19 protein-coding genes, 1 tRNA gene, 1 pseudogene and 1 riboswitch are annotated in these 17,519 nt (G+C 62.7%); of the genes and pseudogenes, 9 read left to right on the top strand and 12 right to left on the bottom strand.

Features of this window, described 5'->3' with window-relative positions:
• Position 1: 1 nt before the first annotated feature.
• Positions 2–1,186, bottom strand: a complete 1,185-nt coding sequence (locus tag A3AY_RS0102150; protein ID WP_018324033.1) for an O-succinylhomoserine sulfhydrylase — start codon at positions 1,184–1,186, stop codon at positions 2–4.
• A gap of 45 nt (positions 1,187–1,231) precedes the next feature.
• Positions 1,232–1,310: riboswitch (SAM riboswitch) on the bottom strand.
• A gap of 107 nt (positions 1,311–1,417) precedes the next feature.
• Between A3AY_RS0102150 and A3AY_RS0102155 the strand changes: the two genes are divergently transcribed.
• Positions 1,418–2,515, top strand: coding sequence for a 2'-deoxycytidine 5'-triphosphate deaminase (locus tag A3AY_RS0102155; RefSeq protein WP_018324034.1), 1,098 nt, complete (start codon positions 1,418–1,420; stop codon positions 2,513–2,515).
• A gap of 67 nt (positions 2,516–2,582) precedes the next feature.
• Positions 2,583–2,656: transfer RNA gene (locus tag A3AY_RS0102160), tRNA-Gly, on the top strand.
• A gap of 96 nt (positions 2,657–2,752) precedes the next feature.
• On the opposite strand, the gene A3AY_RS0102165 is transcribed toward A3AY_RS0102160, so the two are convergent.
• Positions 2,753–3,022, bottom strand: coding sequence for a hypothetical protein (locus A3AY_RS0102165; protein ID WP_018324035.1), 270 nt, complete (start codon positions 3,020–3,022; stop codon positions 2,753–2,755).
• 132 nt (positions 3,023–3,154) lie between these two features.
• The gene (locus A3AY_RS0102170; protein WP_234913015.1) at positions 3,155–5,050 is read right to left on the bottom strand and encodes a glycosyltransferase family 2 protein; all 1,896 of its coding nucleotides are present in this window, start codon (positions 5,048–5,050) and stop codon (positions 3,155–3,157) included.
• A gap of 83 nt (positions 5,051–5,133) precedes the next feature.
• Between A3AY_RS0102170 and A3AY_RS0102175 the strand changes: the two genes are divergently transcribed.
• Complete coding sequence (locus A3AY_RS0102175) at positions 5,134–6,012, top strand: transporter substrate-binding domain-containing protein (RefSeq protein WP_018324037.1); 879 nt, start codon at positions 5,134–5,136, stop codon at positions 6,010–6,012.
• An 18-nt stretch (positions 6,013–6,030) separates the two neighbouring features.
• Here the strand turns inward: A3AY_RS0102175 and A3AY_RS0102180 are convergent, their stop codons facing one another.
• From A3AY_RS0102180 to A3AY_RS0102190, 3 genes are read right to left on the bottom strand one after another with little or no spacing between them, the layout of a single operon-like run.
• Positions 6,031–6,441 (bottom strand): tellurite resistance TerB family protein, encoded by a 411-nt coding sequence (locus tag A3AY_RS0102180; RefSeq protein WP_018324038.1) that lies wholly within the window; start codon positions 6,439–6,441, stop codon positions 6,031–6,033.
• Between the two features lie 52 nt (positions 6,442–6,493).
• The gene (locus tag A3AY_RS34365; RefSeq protein WP_018324039.1) at positions 6,494–7,330 is read right to left on the bottom strand and encodes a thermonuclease family protein; all 837 of its coding nucleotides are present in this window, start codon (positions 7,328–7,330) and stop codon (positions 6,494–6,496) included.
• A 13-nt stretch (positions 7,331–7,343) separates the two neighbouring features.
• A complete protein-coding gene (locus A3AY_RS0102190) occupies positions 7,344–8,009 on the bottom strand; it encodes a S24 family peptidase (RefSeq protein WP_018324040.1) in 666 nt (221 codons plus the stop codon).
• Here A3AY_RS0102190 and A3AY_RS38865 point away from each other — a divergent pair.
• Both A3AY_RS38865 and A3AY_RS0102195 read left to right on the top strand, forming a co-directional pair.
• Complete coding sequence (locus A3AY_RS38865; RefSeq protein ID WP_154663238.1) at positions 8,000–8,200, top strand: hypothetical protein; 201 nt, start codon at positions 8,000–8,002, stop codon at positions 8,198–8,200. The two genes, A3AY_RS0102190 and A3AY_RS38865, sit on opposite strands and share 10 nt — an antisense overlap.
• A gap of 196 nt (positions 8,201–8,396) precedes the next feature.
• Positions 8,397–9,275 (top strand): DMT family transporter, encoded by an 879-nt coding sequence (locus tag A3AY_RS0102195; protein WP_018324041.1) that lies wholly within the window; start codon positions 8,397–8,399, stop codon positions 9,273–9,275.
• Between the two features lie 14 nt (positions 9,276–9,289).
• Here the strand turns inward: A3AY_RS0102195 and A3AY_RS37325 are convergent.
• A pseudogene (locus A3AY_RS37325) lies at positions 9,290–9,388 on the bottom strand (manganese-binding transcriptional regulator MntR); the annotation flags it as partial.
• Positions 9,389–9,582: 194 nt separating this feature from the next.
• Here A3AY_RS37325 and A3AY_RS0102200 point away from each other — a divergent pair.
• Entirely contained in the window at positions 9,583–10,587 is a 1,005-nt protein-coding gene (locus A3AY_RS0102200; RefSeq protein WP_026203029.1) for a Tim44 domain-containing protein, read from the top strand.
• 189 nt (positions 10,588–10,776) lie between these two features.
• Here A3AY_RS0102200 and A3AY_RS0102205 read toward each other — a convergent pair whose 3' ends face one another.
• Both A3AY_RS0102205 and A3AY_RS0102210 read right to left on the bottom strand, forming a co-directional pair.
• The gene (locus tag A3AY_RS0102205) at positions 10,777–11,238 is read right to left on the bottom strand and encodes a carboxymuconolactone decarboxylase family protein (RefSeq protein WP_018324043.1); all 462 of its coding nucleotides are present in this window, start codon (positions 11,236–11,238) and stop codon (positions 10,777–10,779) included.
• Positions 11,239–11,260: 22 nt separating this feature from the next.
• Positions 11,261–11,761, bottom strand: a complete 501-nt coding sequence (locus tag A3AY_RS0102210; RefSeq protein WP_018324044.1) for an RrF2 family transcriptional regulator — start codon at positions 11,759–11,761, stop codon at positions 11,261–11,263.
• Between the two features lie 143 nt (positions 11,762–11,904).
• Here A3AY_RS0102210 and A3AY_RS0102215 point away from each other — a divergent pair, with 143 nt between their 5' ends.
• Positions 11,905–12,546: a YitT family protein gene (locus A3AY_RS0102215; RefSeq protein ID WP_018324045.1), complete on the top strand. Its 642-nt coding sequence runs from the start codon at positions 11,905–11,907 to the stop codon at positions 12,544–12,546.
• Between the two features lie 33 nt (positions 12,547–12,579).
• On the opposite strand, the gene A3AY_RS0102220 is transcribed toward A3AY_RS0102215, so the two are convergent.
• Complete coding sequence (locus tag A3AY_RS0102220) at positions 12,580–12,783, bottom strand: hypothetical protein (protein WP_018324046.1); 204 nt, start codon at positions 12,781–12,783, stop codon at positions 12,580–12,582.
• Positions 12,784–12,959: 176 nt separating this feature from the next.
• Between A3AY_RS0102220 and A3AY_RS0102225 the strand changes: the two genes are divergently transcribed.
• Positions 12,960–15,500 carry a ligase-associated DNA damage response DEXH box helicase gene (locus tag A3AY_RS0102225; protein WP_018324047.1) on the top strand — a complete coding sequence of 847 codons (2,541 nt, stop codon included), beginning with the start codon at positions 12,960–12,962 and terminating at the stop codon, positions 15,498–15,500.
• Positions 15,501–15,561: 61 nt separating this feature from the next.
• Positions 15,562–16,287: a ligase-associated DNA damage response endonuclease PdeM gene (gene pdeM, locus A3AY_RS0102230; protein ID WP_018324048.1), complete on the top strand. Its 726-nt coding sequence runs from the start codon at positions 15,562–15,564 to the stop codon at positions 16,285–16,287.
• Between the two features lie 77 nt (positions 16,288–16,364).
• Here the strand turns inward: pdeM and A3AY_RS0102235 are convergent, their stop codons facing one another.
• Complete coding sequence (locus tag A3AY_RS0102235) at positions 16,365–16,928, bottom strand: dihydrofolate reductase family protein (RefSeq protein WP_018324049.1); 564 nt, start codon at positions 16,926–16,928, stop codon at positions 16,365–16,367.
• Between the two features lie 273 nt (positions 16,929–17,201).
• Positions 17,202–17,438 carry an Lrp/AsnC ligand binding domain-containing protein gene (locus A3AY_RS0102240; RefSeq protein WP_018324050.1) on the bottom strand — a complete coding sequence of 79 codons (237 nt, stop codon included), beginning with the start codon at positions 17,436–17,438 and terminating at the stop codon, positions 17,202–17,204.
• Between the last annotated feature and the right edge of the window lie 81 nt (positions 17,439–17,519).

Consider the following 17,519-nt stretch of genomic DNA (forward strand, 5'->3'; position numbering starts at 1 on the left):
ATCAGGCCCTGATGGTTTTCAGCGCCCGGGCGAAATCCTCAATCAGGTCTTCGCTGTCTTCGATGCCGGCCGAGAAGCGCACGGTGCCCGGCGAAATGCCGAGTTCGGCGCGGGCTTCCTCCGACAGGTTCTTGTGCGTCGTCGTCGCCGGATGGGTGATCAGACTCTTGCTGTCGCCGAGATTGTTGGAAATCAGCACGACGTCGAGCGCATTCTGCAGCGCGAAGGCGGCTTCCTTGCCGCCCTTCAGTTCGAAGCACACCAGCGTCGAGCCGCCCTTCATCTGCCGGGAAATGATATCGGCCTGCGGATGATCCTTGCGGCCGGGATAGATCACGCGGGCGACCTGCGGCTGCTCGGCAAGGAAGTCGGCGACCCGCGAAGCGTTCTCGCTCTGCTGGCGCACGCGCAGCGGCAGGGTCTCGATGCCCTTCAGCAGCGTCCAGGCATTGAACGGCGACAGCGCCGGGCCGGTGTGGCGGAAATAATCGTGCAGGTGTTCGTTGATCCATTCCTTGTCGGAGAGGATAACGCCGCCGAGGCAGCGGCCTTGGCCGTCGATGTGCTTGGTGGCGGAATAGACGACGATATGCGCGCCGAGTTCCAGCGGCTTCTGCAGAAGCGGCGTCGCAAAGACGTTGTCGACCACCACCTTGGCGCCGATCGCATTGGCGATCCTGGCAACACCGGCGATATCGACCACTTCCAGGGTCGGATTGGTCGGGCTCTCGAGGAAGAACACCTTGGTGTTCGGCTTGACCGCCTTTTCCCAGTTTTCGAGGAAGCGCCCGTCGATCAGCGTGCATTCGATGCCGTATTTCGGCGCCAGCGTCTCCACCACCCAGCGGCAGGAGCCGAACAGGGCGCGGGCGGCGACGATATGGTCGCCGGCCTTGAGCTGGCAGAGAATAGCGGCCGAAACTGCCGCCATGCCGGATGCCGTGGCGCGCGCGTCCTCTGCGCCTTCCAGCATGCACATGCGCTGTTCGAACATGTCGTTGGTCGGGCTGCCGTAGCGGGCGTAGATGAAGCCGTCGGTCTCGCCCTTGAAGCGCGCCTCGGCGGCTTCCGAGCTGTCATAAACGAAGCCCTGGGTCAGGAAGATGGCTTCTGAGGTTTCGCCGTGGTTCGAACGGGTCGTGCCGCCATGAACGAGCTGTGTTGCCGGGCGCCAGTTTTTGCTCATCGGATCGTCGCTTTCACAAACAAAAAAACCGGCCGCAAAAGCAAGCCGGTTTCGAACCCGGCCTTTTTAGCTATTTGTTTAACGTGGCTGCAAGCCGACCGGCCAAATCACCACGGGATAATTCTTCAAATACTGCGCAAGCATGCTTGCGTCAATTCCCTTGAACAAGAAGATATGTCACAGGGACAATTTGGTTTATGACGTGCCGCTTGCGGCAAAAAGGAACACGGGATGACGAGGGCAACAGGCATTCTAGCGGATCGCGCCATAGCGGCGCTGTTTGAGACGGGGCGTTTGAAAAGCGAGGGTGCGCTGGATATCGACCAGATCCAGCCGGCAAGCCTCGACCTGCGTCTGGGCTCGAAAGCCTTTCGCGTGCGCGCCAGCTTCCTGCCGGGCCCCAGCCATCTCGTGGCTGACAAGCTTGACCGGCTGAAACTGCATGTCATCGATCTCTCCGAGGGGGCCGTGCTCGAGACCGGCTGCGTCTACATCGTGCCGCTGATGGAAAGCGTCGACCTGCCTGCCGACATGTCGGCCTCGGCCAATCCGAAGAGTTCGACCGGCCGGCTGGATATCTTCACCCGCGTTATCGCGGATCGCGCCCAGGAATTCGACAAGATTCCCGCCGGCTATTCCGGCCCGCTTTACCTCGAAATCAGCCCGCGCACCTTCCCGGTGATCGTGCGGCGCGGCTCGCGCTTGTCGCAGATCCGTTTCCGCATCGGCCACGCGCTGCTCAGCGAAGCCGAGGTTTTGGCGCTGCATGAAAGCGATGTGCTGGTTGCCAGCGAAAAGCCGAACGTCTCCGGCGGCGGCATCGCGCTTTCCATCGACCTCAAGGGAACCGGCGCTGACGGCCTGATCGGCTATCGCGGCAAGCACCACACCGCTGTCGTCGATGTCGACAAGAAGGCCGAGCACGGCATCTTCGATTTCTGGGAGCCGCTCTATAGTCGCGGCCGCGACGAACTGATCCTCGATCCCGACGAATTCTACATTCTCGTCTCGCGTGAGGCGGTGCATGTGCCGCCGCTCTATGCCGCGGAAATGACGCCGTTCGATCCGCTGGTCGGCGAATTCCGCGTCCATTATGCCGGCTTCTTCGACCCCGGCTTCGGCCACGCCTTTGCCGGCGGAACGGGCAGCCGCGCCGTGCTCGAAGTCCGCAGCCACGAGGTCCCTTTCATCCTGGAGCATGGCCAGATCGTCGGCCGGCTGGTCTACGAGCACATGATGGAGCGGCCCGAAGGCCTTTATGGTCTCGGTCTCGGCTCCAATTACCAGGCGCAGGGCCTGAAGCTGTCCAAGCATTTCCGCTCGGAATAAAGGCGCCCCTAAAATCCGAAGCCACCTTGACAGCCGGCAGCGCTTGGTGGAAACCTCCTAAGCCGATGCGGGTATGATGTAGTGGTAGCTTGTCAGCTTCCCAAGCTGATCGTGCGGGTTCGATTCCCGCTACCCGCTCCACCGCTTTTCCCAGGGCTTTGAGGGGTTCTCAGTGGGAAGGGGCCGGCTTTGCAGGCGCCCGCCCTGGCGCCTACATCCTGTTCGAAACGTTCAGCGTTACAGTTCCGGCCCATCGTCGACTTTCGTCCAGATGAGTGACCATTCATCCCTGCCGCCTTCGTTGTGGACGTAGCGGCCGTGGCCGGCACGCTGATCGCGCCACGCGTCCTTGATGACCCATTCCGGCGGGGCAATTCCCGGCAGGTTCAGTGTCTGCAGGGTGTCGTGCAGTTCCGGGAGCGTGGTGACCCTTCGGATGGCCCGCCGGCCGTTCGCTTTTATCTTCCAGGCATAGTGCGCCATAGCGATATCAGGGTCGATTTTCATCGTATCCTCCTTTTTACGCTAGAACATAAGGAATGACTAATTTGTTCCTTCATGCCGGGATCCGTCAATGCGGAACGCGCTGATTCATCAGCCTTCGGGTACGATTTCCGCCGTCTGCGCCCGCTTTTCGTTCTATGCCTCGCCGACGGGGCCATGTGGCGTCTTGCTCCAGGAGAACGGATTGGTCCTGAGTTCCAGCAGAGCTCTCCAGGCGGCCAGTGACATGATCAGCCAGTAGAACGGCACGTAGACCCAATGCCTGCCCACCGCCCGTCTTTCGCTCGCTCCCATGCGGTTGCGCCCGAGCGCAATGAAGACGGCATAACTGCCGAAGATATTGATGATATCGCAGGCAAACAGCCAGAAGGCGAGCCAGTTGTCCACATGCGTGCTCTCCTGGAGCATCATCCATGTCAGATAGACGAGAAATCCGATGACGATGGGGTGGCAGAGCGAGGATAGAAGCATGCCTGCGATCAGAACCTGAAATACGGCAAAGGACGGCCAGCCCGTTTCCCTGCCAAGTTGCGCAGGTTTGCGCATCAGCACGAGCCAGGTCTGCAGCCAGCCCTTGAACCAGCGCGTCCGCTGGCCGAGCCAGACCGGCAGCGTCACCGGCGCTTCCTCGAAGGTGGGCTTGAAGATGACACGGGAGCGATAGCCCAGGCGATGCAGGCGCATGCCAAGGTCCGCATCCTCGGTCATGTTGTATGGATCCCAGCCGCCGATGTGCCGCAGTTCCGCGGTCCGAAAATGGTTGGATGTCCCGCCAAGCGGCAGCGGCAGGCCAGTCAGGGACAGCATCGGCAACAGCCCGCGAAACAGCCCGGCATATTCCACCGCAAACAGCGCGCTCAGCCAGGATTGCCGGGCATTGGTGACGATCAAGGGCGCCTGCAGGCAGATCACGCGCTCCGGTGCCGCCATGAACGCAGCATGGGCCTCGCGCAACTGGCCCGGATGCGGGCGGTCTTCCGCGTCATAGACGGTGACGAAGGTGCCGCGAACGCCGGGCAGGGCGTAGCTCAAGGCCTTCGGCTTGGTGCGTGGCAGGTGCACGGGCACAAGCACGATCTCGTATTCGGGCGCGAGCGGCAGGGCGCGCAATGCGGCGATCGTCTCCGTGTCATCCTCCTCGCAGATCAGCTTGATATCGAGGCGCGAGCGTGGCCAGTCGAGCCGGTCCAGCGCTGCGATCAACTGTGCGGCCACGCTTTCTTCCTTGTAGAGTGCGACCAGCACCGAATAGACGGGCAGCGGACCGACCGGCTCGTCCTCCATGGGGGGGCTTCGCCCGGAGCGCTGCTGCAGGAAGGCGCAGCCGAGCGCATAGAACCGTATGAGAAAATTGGCCAGGTAGAACAGCGTCAGGACGATATGCAGCATCAGGAGGCTGACGATCGGCAGTGTGATCGCGGCTGCGACCAGCGCGCCGAGCAGGACGCCGGCATAAAACCCCTGCTTACCCCAGAAGGTGATGCGGGCGCTGTGAAGCGGGGTCGTTTCGAAAAGCGCCTGCGTCGTCGCCGTTACCCGGCGCAGGCGCCCGGCCTGCCAGGCCGCATTGCGCACGGCGGAAGGGGTCGAGACGGCGATCGACTGGCGCAGCGGTGGCGTCCGTTCAAGAAGCGCCGCCATCTCGTCCAGCCGGGAAAGCGAAGGAACGATCACGGTGATCGGCGGGCGGCTTGCGTGATGAATACGCAGCATTTCCGGCCTGATGATCTGCGTATCCAACCCCGCAATATCCTGCACCCGGTTCGGGTCGATAGCCGGCATGAAGTCGAGCCCGAGCCTTTCGGCCAGAGCTGCGAAATAGATGGCCTCATTGATATCGCCGGAGGCGAGAAGTTCCTCCTCGACGGTCGTTCCGTGCTCTTCGGCCAGCAGCATGGCCTGCGCAATCAAGGGCTTGCCGATGCCCATCTGCAGCAACAGGCGGCCTTCCCGTTTCAAAGCCAGAGAGAACAGTTGCGCCGTTGCGGCCGACGGCGTTCGTCTGGCCGGTGCTTGATTTGCGGTAGCCATTCCGGAATTGTCCGGATAATCTTCCAGACGCATGCAATCCCCGTCGCCGCCTGGCGGCAATATCCCCTTATCTGATCCCGGGAATGATCATAGTGATACGCGCGCTCCGTGCACTTCTAAAATTCAATGGGATTTTCACGTTGTGTGTGCTGCTGATTGCAGCTTTTTCGGGCCTTTCACGGGCAGCCGGCGTCCACGACCTGCCTTTGTTGTTTGACGCGCGCGAGCGGATCGCGAAACCGGATCTGAGCGGCCTGGCCCGCCTGCGCTTTCTGACGACCGTGGATTTCCCGCCGTTCAACTTCATCGACCAGTCGGGCAAGCTTTCAGGCTTCCATGTCGATCTGGTGCGGGAAATCTGCCGGGAACTGGAGATCGAGGCCAAATGTCAGATCCAGGCCGTGACTTTCGCGGAGCTGCAGCCCGCGCTCGAAGGCGGCCAGGGAGAGGCAATCATCGCGGGGATTGGCATCAGCCCCGAGCTTCGCCAGCGATTCGCATTTTCCCGCGCTTTCATGAAGCTGCCCGCCCGTTTTGCGGCCAGTCGGCAGGCCATGGGCGGCGATCTTGTCGTCAGCGCGCTCGGCGGCAAGCCGGTCGGTGCGGTATCCGGGACGACGCACGAAGCGATGCTGAAGGCGTTTTTTCCGGCGCTCGAGGTCAAGTCATTTCCCACCCGCGATGCGATGCTCGCGGCGCTGAAGGGCGGGGCTGTTGCTGCGGTCTTCTCCGATGGCATGCAACTGTCCTTCTGGACCGCGGGCAATGACGCTGCCAATTGCTGTACGCTTCTGAAGGGCGCTTATTTCTCGCAGCGTTTCCTGGGGGAGGGGCTGACGATCATGAACCGCAGGGGCGACCCGGCCCTCACGCAGGCGATCGATCACGCTCTGCTCGAACTCTCGCGCAAGGGCCGTCTCAATGAAATCTATCTGCGGTATTTTCCCGCCGGCATTTATTGATCGCTGTCTCTCTGCCGGTTATTTGCGGAAGCGGGCAATGGCGCTGCGCTCGATGGCGGCGCAGGTGAGCTTGTCGAGCCCCAGCCGGTCCCGAAGAAGCTGCAGCAGCCGGATTTCCTCGTTCGGAACGGAATGATCGGTGGCGGCAAGCTCCACGGCGACGGCATAGGCCGTATCGTAGAGGCGGGGCGGGAGCGCCTCGCGCACGACTTCAAGCGCGATGTCCAGTCCTTCCGCGCCGTCGAGCAGAGCCCCGCATTCCCGCGCCACATGCACCAGCCGGTCATGATCGAAGCCGTCAAAGACCGGCAGGACGCGAGCCAGCCGGCCGATGCCCTCCAGTTCGTTATCGGTCATGGTCTTGTCGACCGCCGACATCATCACCATCACATAGATGAGAGCTTCCTGGGGACTGAGGTTTTCGGGCATGATGATCCGTGCTGCTGGGACTAGGCAAAGAGGTATGGACCGGGGCTGCTTCTTACAAGTCCGGTTGAAGCATATCGGTATCGAGTGGCGGCTCCTGCGGCGTCGTCGCTTCATCAAGCGGGGCTTGCGCTGCGCCGACGGCGCGGGGATCGTCGCCGAAAATGCCGAGACGAGATTGTTTTGCCGCTTCCACCCTGGTCTCGAGCGGTGATCCCGCCGATGCCTCCGCCCAGCCGTTTTCGGCGAGCCAGACTGCGGGATCGATGCTGTTGACGGTGCAGGTGGTGGTCAGCGTGCCCTGCCAGCCGTTTTTCGGGACGTTGCACAACAGCGCGCGGGCCCGAAGGAAGTTGCGGAATGCGGTGCGCGCCACAAGGCCGCAGGGCCAGCTCTTGCCGTTGGCGTCGCAGGTCCGATCGGCTGTCTGCGAGACCAGCCCGTCAAGCTGCAGCAGGCGGTCGCCATCGAACTGGATCAGCCCCGCCGAGAGAGCTACCGGATGGCGAAGGACGGAGGGGATGGGTTCGGGTTTTGCCACGGGATCGGACAGCGACTGGCGGGCCTCGATGCGCTCGAGCGGCTTTGCCGTCACCTCCTCAGGCAAGCCGAATTGTTCCGGTGCGATGTCGCGCACGGGCGTGCTCAAGGGATCGACAGTGCCGTTTTCTGCGGGATCGATCGGCACCGCTTCGCCAACGTCCGTTTCCGCAGTACCTGTTTCCACACCGCCCAGATCCGGCACATCGCTGAGCTCGGGTGTTTCAAGCGTGAATTCGGGAGTGGCCGCGCTTTGTTGTCCCTGAATGACCGACGCGCCGCTTTTGAGAAGCGCGACCGTCAGAAAAATGCCAAGCAATCCGCCGGCGATGGTGGTGAGGTGCCGCTTCATCAGGAAAACTGTCCTATTGGCTGGCCCAGATGATACGGGCTATCCAGTCGACCTCGCTGAGCTCGAATGTGCGGTTCGGATGCTCCGGGTTGAGCGAAAGCAGCTCGATGCTGCGGGCGGTCTGGCGCACCAGAACCTTGGCCATGACCTCGCCCTCGGTCGTTTTGACCACGACGCGGTCGCCGCGGCGGATCTGCGCGCCGGGTTCGACGATCAGCACGTCGCCGTCGCGATAGAGCGGCAGCATGCTGTCGCCCTGGATTTCCAACGCATAGACCCCGGCCCTGGCGCCCGGTGCGGCCGGAAACTCGACCACGTCCCAACCCTGGCCGGCCGGAAAGCCGCCATCGTCGAAAAAGCCGCCGGCGCCCGCCTGGGCGAAGCCGAGCAGGGGGATAGAGCCGGTTTGCGGCGGAAACGCGCCTTCAGGCAGCGAGCCGGACGCCGGTCCCGGGCGCAGGAATTCCATGAACTGGGTGATTGTCGAGCCGGTGGCATCGAGGACCTTGGCAATCGATTCCGTCGACGGCCAGCGTTCGCGTCCATCAGCAGAGTGCCGCTTGGACTTGTTGAACGACGTCGGATCGAGCCCGGCCCGCCGGGCGAGACCCGAAGGCGATAGCTGGTGACGCTCGGCGAGCGCATCGATCGCGCCCCAGATCCGGTCATGTGAAAACATCGTTGCGCATCCTGCGGGCGGTGAAGCGTGACGCTTTCTCTGCTGTTTGCTTCCTGCCGTCTGGCAGGAACATTAGCGAAACCGCGGCCTTTAGTAAAGTATTCAAGGAAAATAATCCTGCAACTGCGCCGTTTCACCACAATCACACGATCGAAACGCAGGATCGCCGCCTGGATCCGTGGAAACCGTGAGGCTGGGGGAAGGTCGGAGCCCTTTCTCTTGGTTTGGCGCTAGGTGTTTAGAACATTGTTTAGGAGCCCAAGTAGGCGGTCACCAGGCGACCCCCATTTTTCGCCACAGACCTGACCATAGGCTTCTCTTTCCCGCCGCACCGGGCCGGGCTATCACTGGGCAGCCGCACGCTCCGCCGTGCATCGGGAGCTTTCCGTGAACACCTCCGTCCTTTCCGGCATTCTGCTGACGATCTTTTCCTATTTCCTGTTCACGCTGCAGGATGCCTCGGTCAAATGGCTGGTGGTGGCGCTGCCCGTCTGGCAGATTTTGTTCGTCCGCAGCGTGACGATTTTTGCGCTGTGCGTGGCCGTTGGGCGTGGTCCTTTGCTGCGCCGTTCTCTCCGTTCGCCGGTTCTCAGGCCCATGATCCTGCGCAATCTGCTTTTGCTGGCGGCCTGGCTTTGCTACTACACGGCGGCGCGTGATCTGGGGCTGGCGGAACTGACGACGCTCTATTATGCCGCGCCGATCCTGATCACCATCCTGGCGGTGCCGATCCTGAAGGAGGACGTGCCCCCCTTGCGCTGGATCGCCGTCGTCGTCGGCTTCATCGGCGTGCTGGTCGCCACCGACCCGTTCGGCACCGGCCTGAAACTCTCGCTGCCGGTCTGGCTGGCGCTGCTGGCGGCGATGTTCTGGGCCTTTTCGACGGTGCTCCTGCGCAAGACCGCGCTGGAGGAGGTGACGCTGGTGCAGATGACCATATCCAGCGGCTTCTTCATCCTGTTCACCGGCCTTGCAGTTACTGTCACCTGGGTGCCGCCGAGCCTTGCCGATGTCGCGCTGATGGTGGCAACCGGGCTGATCGCCGGCATCGCCCAATATGCGCTGTTCGAAGGCATGCGCCGAGCGCCGGTTTCGGTGCTGGCGCCATTCGAATATTCCTCGCTGATCTGGGCTTTCGCGCTTGGTTTCCTGATCTGGGGCGATATCCCGGCCTTCCAGGTTTTCATCGGCGCCGCGCTGATCTTCTCCGCCGGCATGATCATCATTTTGGGCGAACGCTTCGGGCGCCGGTTGACCGTGGGCTGATCAGTTCTTGGCGGGATGAAACGGCGAAATGCCTCGAGCGTTTCGCCGCTGACATGGTGTTCGATGCCCTCGGCATCTATGCGGGCGGTTTCCGGGCTGACGCCCACCCGGCAAGCAGGCCATTGTCGCAAGGTGACCGGCGGCGGGGATTTTGCCAGGAGGCCGAAAAAGCGGCAATTCGGGACGCGTCTTCCCGCCGCTTTACCGTGAACTGTGTGGCAAAAGACTTCAATTCCGGGTGGGAGGTCCCCATATGTCCCTCACAAGCGCGCCTGGCGCGCCGGGAAGAGACAACAGGATGGGTATGATGTTCAAGGTTGGACGGGCTCTCGCGACGATCGCAGTCGCTTCGATGGTGATGTTGACAGCGGTGGATCTCGCCGAGGCGCGCCGCGCCGGCGGCGGCTTCGGCAGTCGCGGCACACGGACGTTTTCGACGCCGCCGATCACCCGCACGGCGCCGGGCGACGCCGCGCCGATCAACCGGACGATGACGCCGCAGCAGACGCCCGGCCAGGCGACCGGCCAGCAGACCATGGGCCAGACCCGCCCCGCTGCCCAGCGCCCCGGCCTGTTTGGCGGTTTCGGTCGGTCGCTGCTCGGTGGCCTCGCGCTCGGCGGCCTGATCGGCATGCTGATGGGCAACGGCCTTGGCGGCGCTGCCGGTTTCCTCGGCCTGTTGCTGCAGGTCGGCCTGATCTTCGGCGCCGTCATGCTGGCGATGCGCTTCTTCGGCCGCCGCAACGAACCGGCCGCCGCCGGCTATTCGCCGCGTGACGGTGCCACGGGTTATTCCGGCCCGTCGGGCAACGGCTTTGGCGCCGGCATGCCTTTCAAAATCCCGCAGATCGGCGGCGCGGCGCGGCAGGAGCCGGCGCGGGCCGCGTCCCGACCTGCAGACGAAATCGGCGTCGGCCAGCAGGATCTCGACCAGTTCGAGACGATGCTGAAGCAGGTGCAGGCGGCTTATGCCACAGAGGATTATGCGGCGCTGCGCAAGCTGACGACGCCGGAGGCGATGTCCTGGCTCGCCGAGGAACTGAGCGACAATGCCACCAAGGGCCTGAAGAACGAGGTCAGCGACGTGCATCTGGTGCAGGGCGACGTGGCGGAAGCCTGGCGTGAGGACGACGCCGATTACGCGACGGTTGCCATGCGCTACGAAAGCATCGATGTGACGCGCGACCGCGCCACCGGCCGCGTCGTCGAGGGCGATCCGGACCATCCGACCGAAGCCGTCGAACTCTGGACCTTCCTGCGCAAGCGCGGCGGCGACTGGCAGGTCTCGGCCATCCAGGGCATGGCGGCCTAAGCGCTGGATTTAACGCTTCCGCCGGCTTCTCCTCGACTGGGCATTGGCCGGGAACCGCTTTTCCCGGCCGGCCATGCAGGCGGCCAGCGCCTGATCCGACCCCCGCCTGCGCCGCATTGCGCCCGCAGGCGCGCGCCGTTCCATTTTCAAAGGCCGAAAAGGAGCGGAGCCAAGGCGAGGGAGCTTTTCTCAGGCAGCCTTTGCCGGCTTGTCGATCGGATGCTGCGAGCGGAAGCCGACGGCAATGCGGTTCCAGACATTGATCGTGCCGATCGCCACCGTGATCTTGGCGATCTCCTCGCTCGAGAAATGCGCCTTCAGAGTTTCATAGGCATCATCGGGAGCGCCGGTCTGGGCAATGTTGGTTACCGCGTCGACCCAGCCCAGCAGTGCCCGTTCGCGTGCGTCGTAGACCGGTGATTCCCGCCAGACGCACATCAGGTTGATCCACTGTTCGCTCAGACCGTCATGACGGGATTCCTTGACGTGCATGTCGACGCAGTAGGCGCAGCCATTGATCTGCGACGCGCGCAGCTTGATCAGGTGGATGAAGCGGCGCTCCAGCCCGGAGTTCTGGACGAAATTTTCAAGCGCGAGCACGGCCTTGAAGGCTTCCGGCGAGGCTTTGGTCATATCGAGACGAGTCTGCATCGGTGTTCTCCTTTGTGATGGCTCAGCGAGCCGTTTTGCGTTCATGGATTTCAAGGAAGGCGCAGCCCCGGGCTGCGATCCCGCCATCGTCGACCTCGGCCAAGGTGCGTCCGAGATCGGCAATCGTGGTCTTTGCCAGCTCGGCCCTGTAGACCTGCTCGGCCTTCAGCATGGCGGCTGAGATGCCGCAGGGCTTGGCGAAATACCGGCTCGGCAACGGGTTCGGCCCGCGCTGCCGGATTTCGCTGCAGCGGAATGCCGGCGCCGGCCCTTCGACGGAAAGCACGATGTCGAGCAACGTGATGTCGGCCGGCTTCCTTGCCAGCCGGTAGCCACCTTTCGGCCCCGGCACCGTATCGAGAATGCCGGCGCCCGAGAGCGCCTGCAGATGCTTCAAGAGATAGCTGGTCGAGACCCCATGAAACTCGGCGATCGCCGCAGCCGAGAGCACCCCGCCCTCGGAAAGGCTCGACAGCATCGCAACGCTGTGAATAGCCTGCTCGACACCCTCACCCAGTTTCACTGCTCGCTCCCTCCGATAATCATGGATCTTTTTTATCCATGATTATCGTGTTTGTCAACCACCTAGATGCGGCCCCTGCGCTTGCGTTTGGCAAAGCGGAGGGTAGAAGGGAATTTCCAAAGGCAAGGGACACGGCAGAACTGATGGCAACACCGACGAAATCCGCCTTCGCGGCACTGATGACATCGAGCGCCGAACGGCACTCTATTGCTGACGACGTGCAGGGCGTCGTCTCCGGCAGCATGCTTGCAGCGCTCGGCATCACGCTTCTGTCCAGCGCAGGCCTTTTGACCGGCGGCGTTCCGGGCATCGCCTTTCTCATTCACTATGCGACGGGCTTCAGCTTCGGTGCCTGCTTCTTCGCCGCAAACCTGCCCTTCTACTATCTCGCCTTTCGTCGCATGGGACTTGTCTTCATGCTGAAGACCTTCGCCGCCGTCGCCATCACCGCAACCCTGTCGGAAGTCCTGCCGCGGGCGCTTGGCCTCACCCATGTCGATCCGCTCATCGGGGCGCTGTTCGGCGGCCTTGTCATCGGCGCGGGACTGCTGGCGCTCTTCCGCCACCGCGGCAGCCTCGGCGGCATCGGCATTCTGGCGCTGTATCTCCAAGACCGCTTCGGCTGGCGCGCCGGTTTTGTCCAACTCGGCTTCGACTGCGCCATCGTCGCCTGCTCGTGCCTCCTCGCCAGCCCCTATATCATCGCGTGCTCGATCGCAGGCGCGCTGGTGATGAACATCACGCTGGCCGTGAACCACCGCAAGGACCGCTATATCGCGATGTGAGGGAGACGCCCGAGTTTCAGTCGTTCGACGGCGTCATTGCAAACCATCATGCTTTTTCAGCTGGTCGATGGCATTCAGCGCATCAAAAGGAGACCAACCCGCATCGACTGCGGCTTCCACCAACTTGGTTTCGACTTCCTGCTCGAGCTTTTGATAGAGCGGCTCGAGTGCCTCCTGCACGGTCAGGATGTGCTCGTCGGGTGGAATGACGGTTTCACCAGGTGCTGATAACGGCATGCCCCTCTCCTTTCTGGTCTTTGCAAGAATAGTACCAATGCGACGAGAGCGGAAGTGTTCCCTCGCTCGTGTCAGCTCCTTAATTGCGGCAACGGTCATCCCCCGGCTCGCGCGGCAAATGTGGTCCGGAAACCCGCGCTCTTCAAATCCTCGCTATTTGATCTACATTTGTTCGCGTGAACCAGATCGATTCCGCCTCGCGCGCAGAAACCTCTCTCTCCCTTCCCCCGCCCTTTCTGCGCTGGTTCGCAGACAAGGGCTGGCAGCCGCGCGCGCATCAGCTGGAGCTTCTCTCCCGTGCGCAGGGCGGCGAAAGCATGCTCCTGATCGCGCCGACCGGGGCCGGCAAGACGCTCGCCGGATTTCTTCCGTCGCTGGTATCGCTGACGGAGCGCGGAAAAATTCCGCCGGGCTCGGCCTTCACCGGCATCCACACGCTCTACATCTCGCCCCTGAAGGCGCTCGCGGTCGACATCGAGCGCAACCTGATGAAGCCGGTCGGCGAGATGGGGCTGCCGGTGCGCATCGAAAACCGCACCGGCGACACGCCGCAAGCCAAGCGCCAGCGCCAGAAGCTCAATCCGCCGGATATTCTGCTGACGACGCCGGAGCAGGTGGCGCTGCTTCTCGCCAATGGCGAAGCCGAGCGCTTCTTCAAGGATCTGAAATATGTGGTGCTCGACGAGCTGCACTCGCTCGTCACCTCCAAGCGCGGCCATCTCCTGTCGCTTGGGCTTGCGCGTCTCCGGAAGCTCGCGCCCGGGCTGCAGGCTATCGGCCTTTCCGCCACAGTCGCCGATCCGATGGACCTGCAACGGTGGCTTAGCGCCCAGAAAGCGGGCGAAAACAATCACGCCGGGCTGATCACCGTGACCGGCGGCGCCCGGCCACAGATTTCGATCCTGCGCACCGAGGAGCACGTCCCCTGGGCCGGCCATTCCGCAGCCTACGCCATCGGCGACATCTACCGCGCGATCGGTGAAACGAAGACCACTCTGCTCTTCGTCAACACCCGCAGCCAGGCGGAGCGGGTGTTCCAGGAACTCTGGACGATCAACGATGATAATCTGCCGATCGCCCTTCATCACGGTTCGCTCGACGTCGCCCAACGGCGCAGGGTCGAGGCGGCGATGGCGGAAAACCGGCTGCGCGCCGTCGTCGCCACCTCGACGCTCGATCTCGGCATCGACTGGGGCGACGTCGACATGGTCATCCATGTCGGCGCGCCGAAGGGCGCCTCGCGCCTTGCCCAGCGTATCGGCCGCGCCAACCACCGCATGGACGAGCCGAGCCGCGCGATCCTGGTGCCGGCCAACCGCTTCGAGGTGATGGAGTGCCAGGCAGCCCTCGACGCCAATTATATCGGCGCACAGGACACCCCGCCGGTCGGCAAGGGGGCTCTCGACGTGCTTGCCCAGCACGTGCTCGGGATGGCCTGCGCCGCTCCGTTCGATCCCCTCGCGCTCTACACGGAAATCACCAGCGCCTCGCCTTACGCCGATCTCACCTGGGAAGCCTTCGAGCGCGTCGTCGATTTCGTCGCCACCGGCGGCTATGCGCTGCGCAGCTACGAACGATACGCCAAGATCCGCAAAACCAAGGAAGGCCTGTGGCGGGTTTCCAACCCGCTGATCGTCCAGCAATATCGTCTCAACGTCGGCACCATCATCGAATCGCCGATGCTCAATGTCCGCATGGTCAGGCGCAACGCCCGCGGCGCGCTCGGGCGCGGCGGCATGCCGCTCGGCAAGGTAGAGGAATATTTTCTCGAAATGCTGTCGCCCGGCGACACCTTCCTGTTTTCCGGCAAGGTGCTGCGCTTCGAAGGCATCCGTGAAAACGAATGTCTGGTATCTCAGGGCTATACGCTCGACCCCAAGGTTCCTTCATACGCCGGAGGCAAGTTTCCGCTCACCACCTACCTCGCCCAGCAGGTCCGCAAGATGCTGGCCGACCCGGCCCGCCATGCGAGCCTGCCGGACCAGGTGCGCGACTGGCTGTCGCTGCAGAAGGATCTCTCCATGCTGCCGAAGGAGGACGAACTGCTGATCGAGACCTTTCCGCGCGGCAGTCGCCATTACATGGTGATCTACGCCTTCGAGGGGCGGCTCGCGCATCAGACGCTCGGCATGCTCCTGACGCGGCGGCTCGACCGGGCTGGGCTGAAGCCGCTCGGCTTCGTCGCTACCGACTATTCGCTGGGTGTCTGGGGGTTGGAGGACCTCGGTGCGGCCTTCCGGAACAAGCGTCCGTCGCTTGCGCACCTGTTCGACGAGGACATGCTCGGCGACGACCTTGAGGCCTGGCTCAATGAGAGCTTCCTCCTGAAGCGCACCTTCCGCAGCTGCGCGGTCATCGCCGGCCTGATCGACCAGCGCCATCCGGGCAAGGAAAAGAGCGGACGGCAGGTGACGGTGTCGGCCGACCTCATCTACGACGTTTTGCGCAGCCATGAGCCCGACCACATCCTGCTCGAAGCCACCCGCAACGACGCCTCCACCGGACTTTTGGAAATCGAGCGGCTTGGCGATATGCTGTCGCGAATCAAGGGCCACATCACCCATCGCCCGCTGACGCAGATTTCGCCGCTGGCCGTGCCGGTCATGCTCGAAATCGGCAGGGAAGCGGTCGGCGGCGACGCGCAGGATTTCCTGCTTGCCGAAGCCGCTGACGAACTGTTTGGCGAGGTGGTGGCGACAGTGCCGCGCGTCAGTTGACGCGCAAAGGTCACTGCAGACCCTAGAAAGGCATTGACTGTAACCGACAAGCCGGAACCACATGCACCGCATAGCCCACGCCATCGCCGCCCTGCCGGACAATCCGGCGCTGTCCGCCCGCACCGTCATCAACGGCGTGGCCGCAATCTGCGACCCGCTCGGCGGTCTCTACCTGCCCGATTTCGACATCCTCGTCGTTTCCGACCTGCATCTGGAAAAAGGCTCGGCCTTTGCCCGGCGCGGCATGCTCTTGCCGCCTTATGACACACTGGCGACGCTGCGTATCCTTGACGCCGTCATCTGCCGTCACAACCCGAAGACGGTGATCAGCCTCGGCGACAATTTCCACGACCGCGTCGGCTCGGCCCTGATGCCGGAGGTTTTCCGTCAGATGATCGAGACGATGGCGCGCGGCCGCGAATGGATCTGGATCAACGGCAACCATGATCCCGATGGCACGGTCGGCCTGCCCGGCGCGTCTGCCGACGAACTCTATTATGCCGGTCTGGTCTTCCGTCATGAGCCGGCAAAGGATGCTTCGGCTGGCGAGATCGCCGGCCATCTCCATCCGGCGGCGACCGTCACGCGTCGGGAAAAGCGGGTCCGCCGCGCCTGTTTCGCCACCGATGGCAGGCGCCTGATCATGCCGGCCTTCGGCGTTACCACCGGCGGTCTCGACCTGCGCCACAAGGCCATGCACGGCCTGTTCGAGCGCCAGAGCCTCGTCGCCCATATGCTCGGGCGGGATCGGATCTATTCGGTGAAGTTTGCAAATTTGGTGGGGTGAGCCGCCTTTTAGAAGACGCCTTTTCGCGGCTCGAAGCAAGGCATCAGGCGCGTGTCACCAGGACAAGATAGACTCTTTCAAGCCGCAGATTTCTCCGTCTGATACCGCAGGATAACGCCACCGGACTGCAGCGGGCGGGATTCGAGCAGCTTGAGCGACGTGCGCTCGTCGGCAAGCTTGAAGAGCGGCGTTCCCTGGCCGAGCAGAACCGGCACGACGCAGACCATGATTTCGTCGATCACGCCATCCGGCAAGAGCGAGGCTACAAGTTCGGCACTGCCGAAAATGTAGATGTTCTTGTCCGAAGCCTGTTTCAGCCGCTTGAGTTCGGCGGGGACGTCGGTGACGACGCGGCTGTTGTTCCAGTCCGCGGTTTCCAGGGTGCGCGACCCAACGAGCTTCGGCAGTGCGTTCATGAAGGTCTTGATCTCGGTCTCATCCTCCGTGGTCGTCCAATAGGCCTTCATGCCCTCGTAGGTCACGCGGCCAAAAACCAGCGCCTCGGCCTTGCCGCCGATCTCCTTGCTCAGCGCTTCCAGCTCCGGGCCCCAGACAAGCAGGTGGAAATCCAGGTCCCACTTCCTTGCACCTTCGAAATAGCCGTCGAGCGACATCAGATTCCAGACGACAACCTTGCCCATCACACTTTCTCCTCCAGCGACCAATATCGTTTTGCAACTGGTTTGAGATTAGGAAATCCGATTGTGATATGCAAGCAGTTTTTCCACTCGGCACATCGCGCAACCGCACGCACGGTTTGAGTGCTTCAAAGCGGGCGGTGCCATACGTTTGCAAATAGGAAAATTGCGCGCCGGCATCCTATGTAGCGTGCGCGCGAGTGCCTGCATGCAACGGTGCAGATCATTCCGAAGAGAACATGCCGAAAACGTGGGGCGCGGCCGGACCGCCGCCGGTCAGAACGCGTTGAACGTCAGTGTCGTCAGCGACCGGCTAATGCCCGGGACGGTGGCGATGTTGTCGTTGATGAACTTGCCGATGTCCTCGCCTTCCTCGACATACACCTTGATCAACAGGTCGTAATCGCCGCTGGTCGAATACATCTCCGAAACGATCTCTTTCTTGTAGATCGCGTCGGCGACCTCGTAGGTCTTGCCGGGTGCACATTGCAGCTGGACGAAAATCGGCTTCATGGGACACTCCATTCATCGGCCAACTGGTGGCCTTTCGATGCTTCTCGACCGCAATAGCCTGTTTTTCCGCTGCGGCAAACC

Source organism: Rhizobium giardinii bv. giardinii H152, assembly GCF_000379605.1.
Taxonomy (GTDB): Bacteria; Pseudomonadota; Alphaproteobacteria; order Rhizobiales; family Rhizobiaceae; genus Pararhizobium; species Pararhizobium giardinii.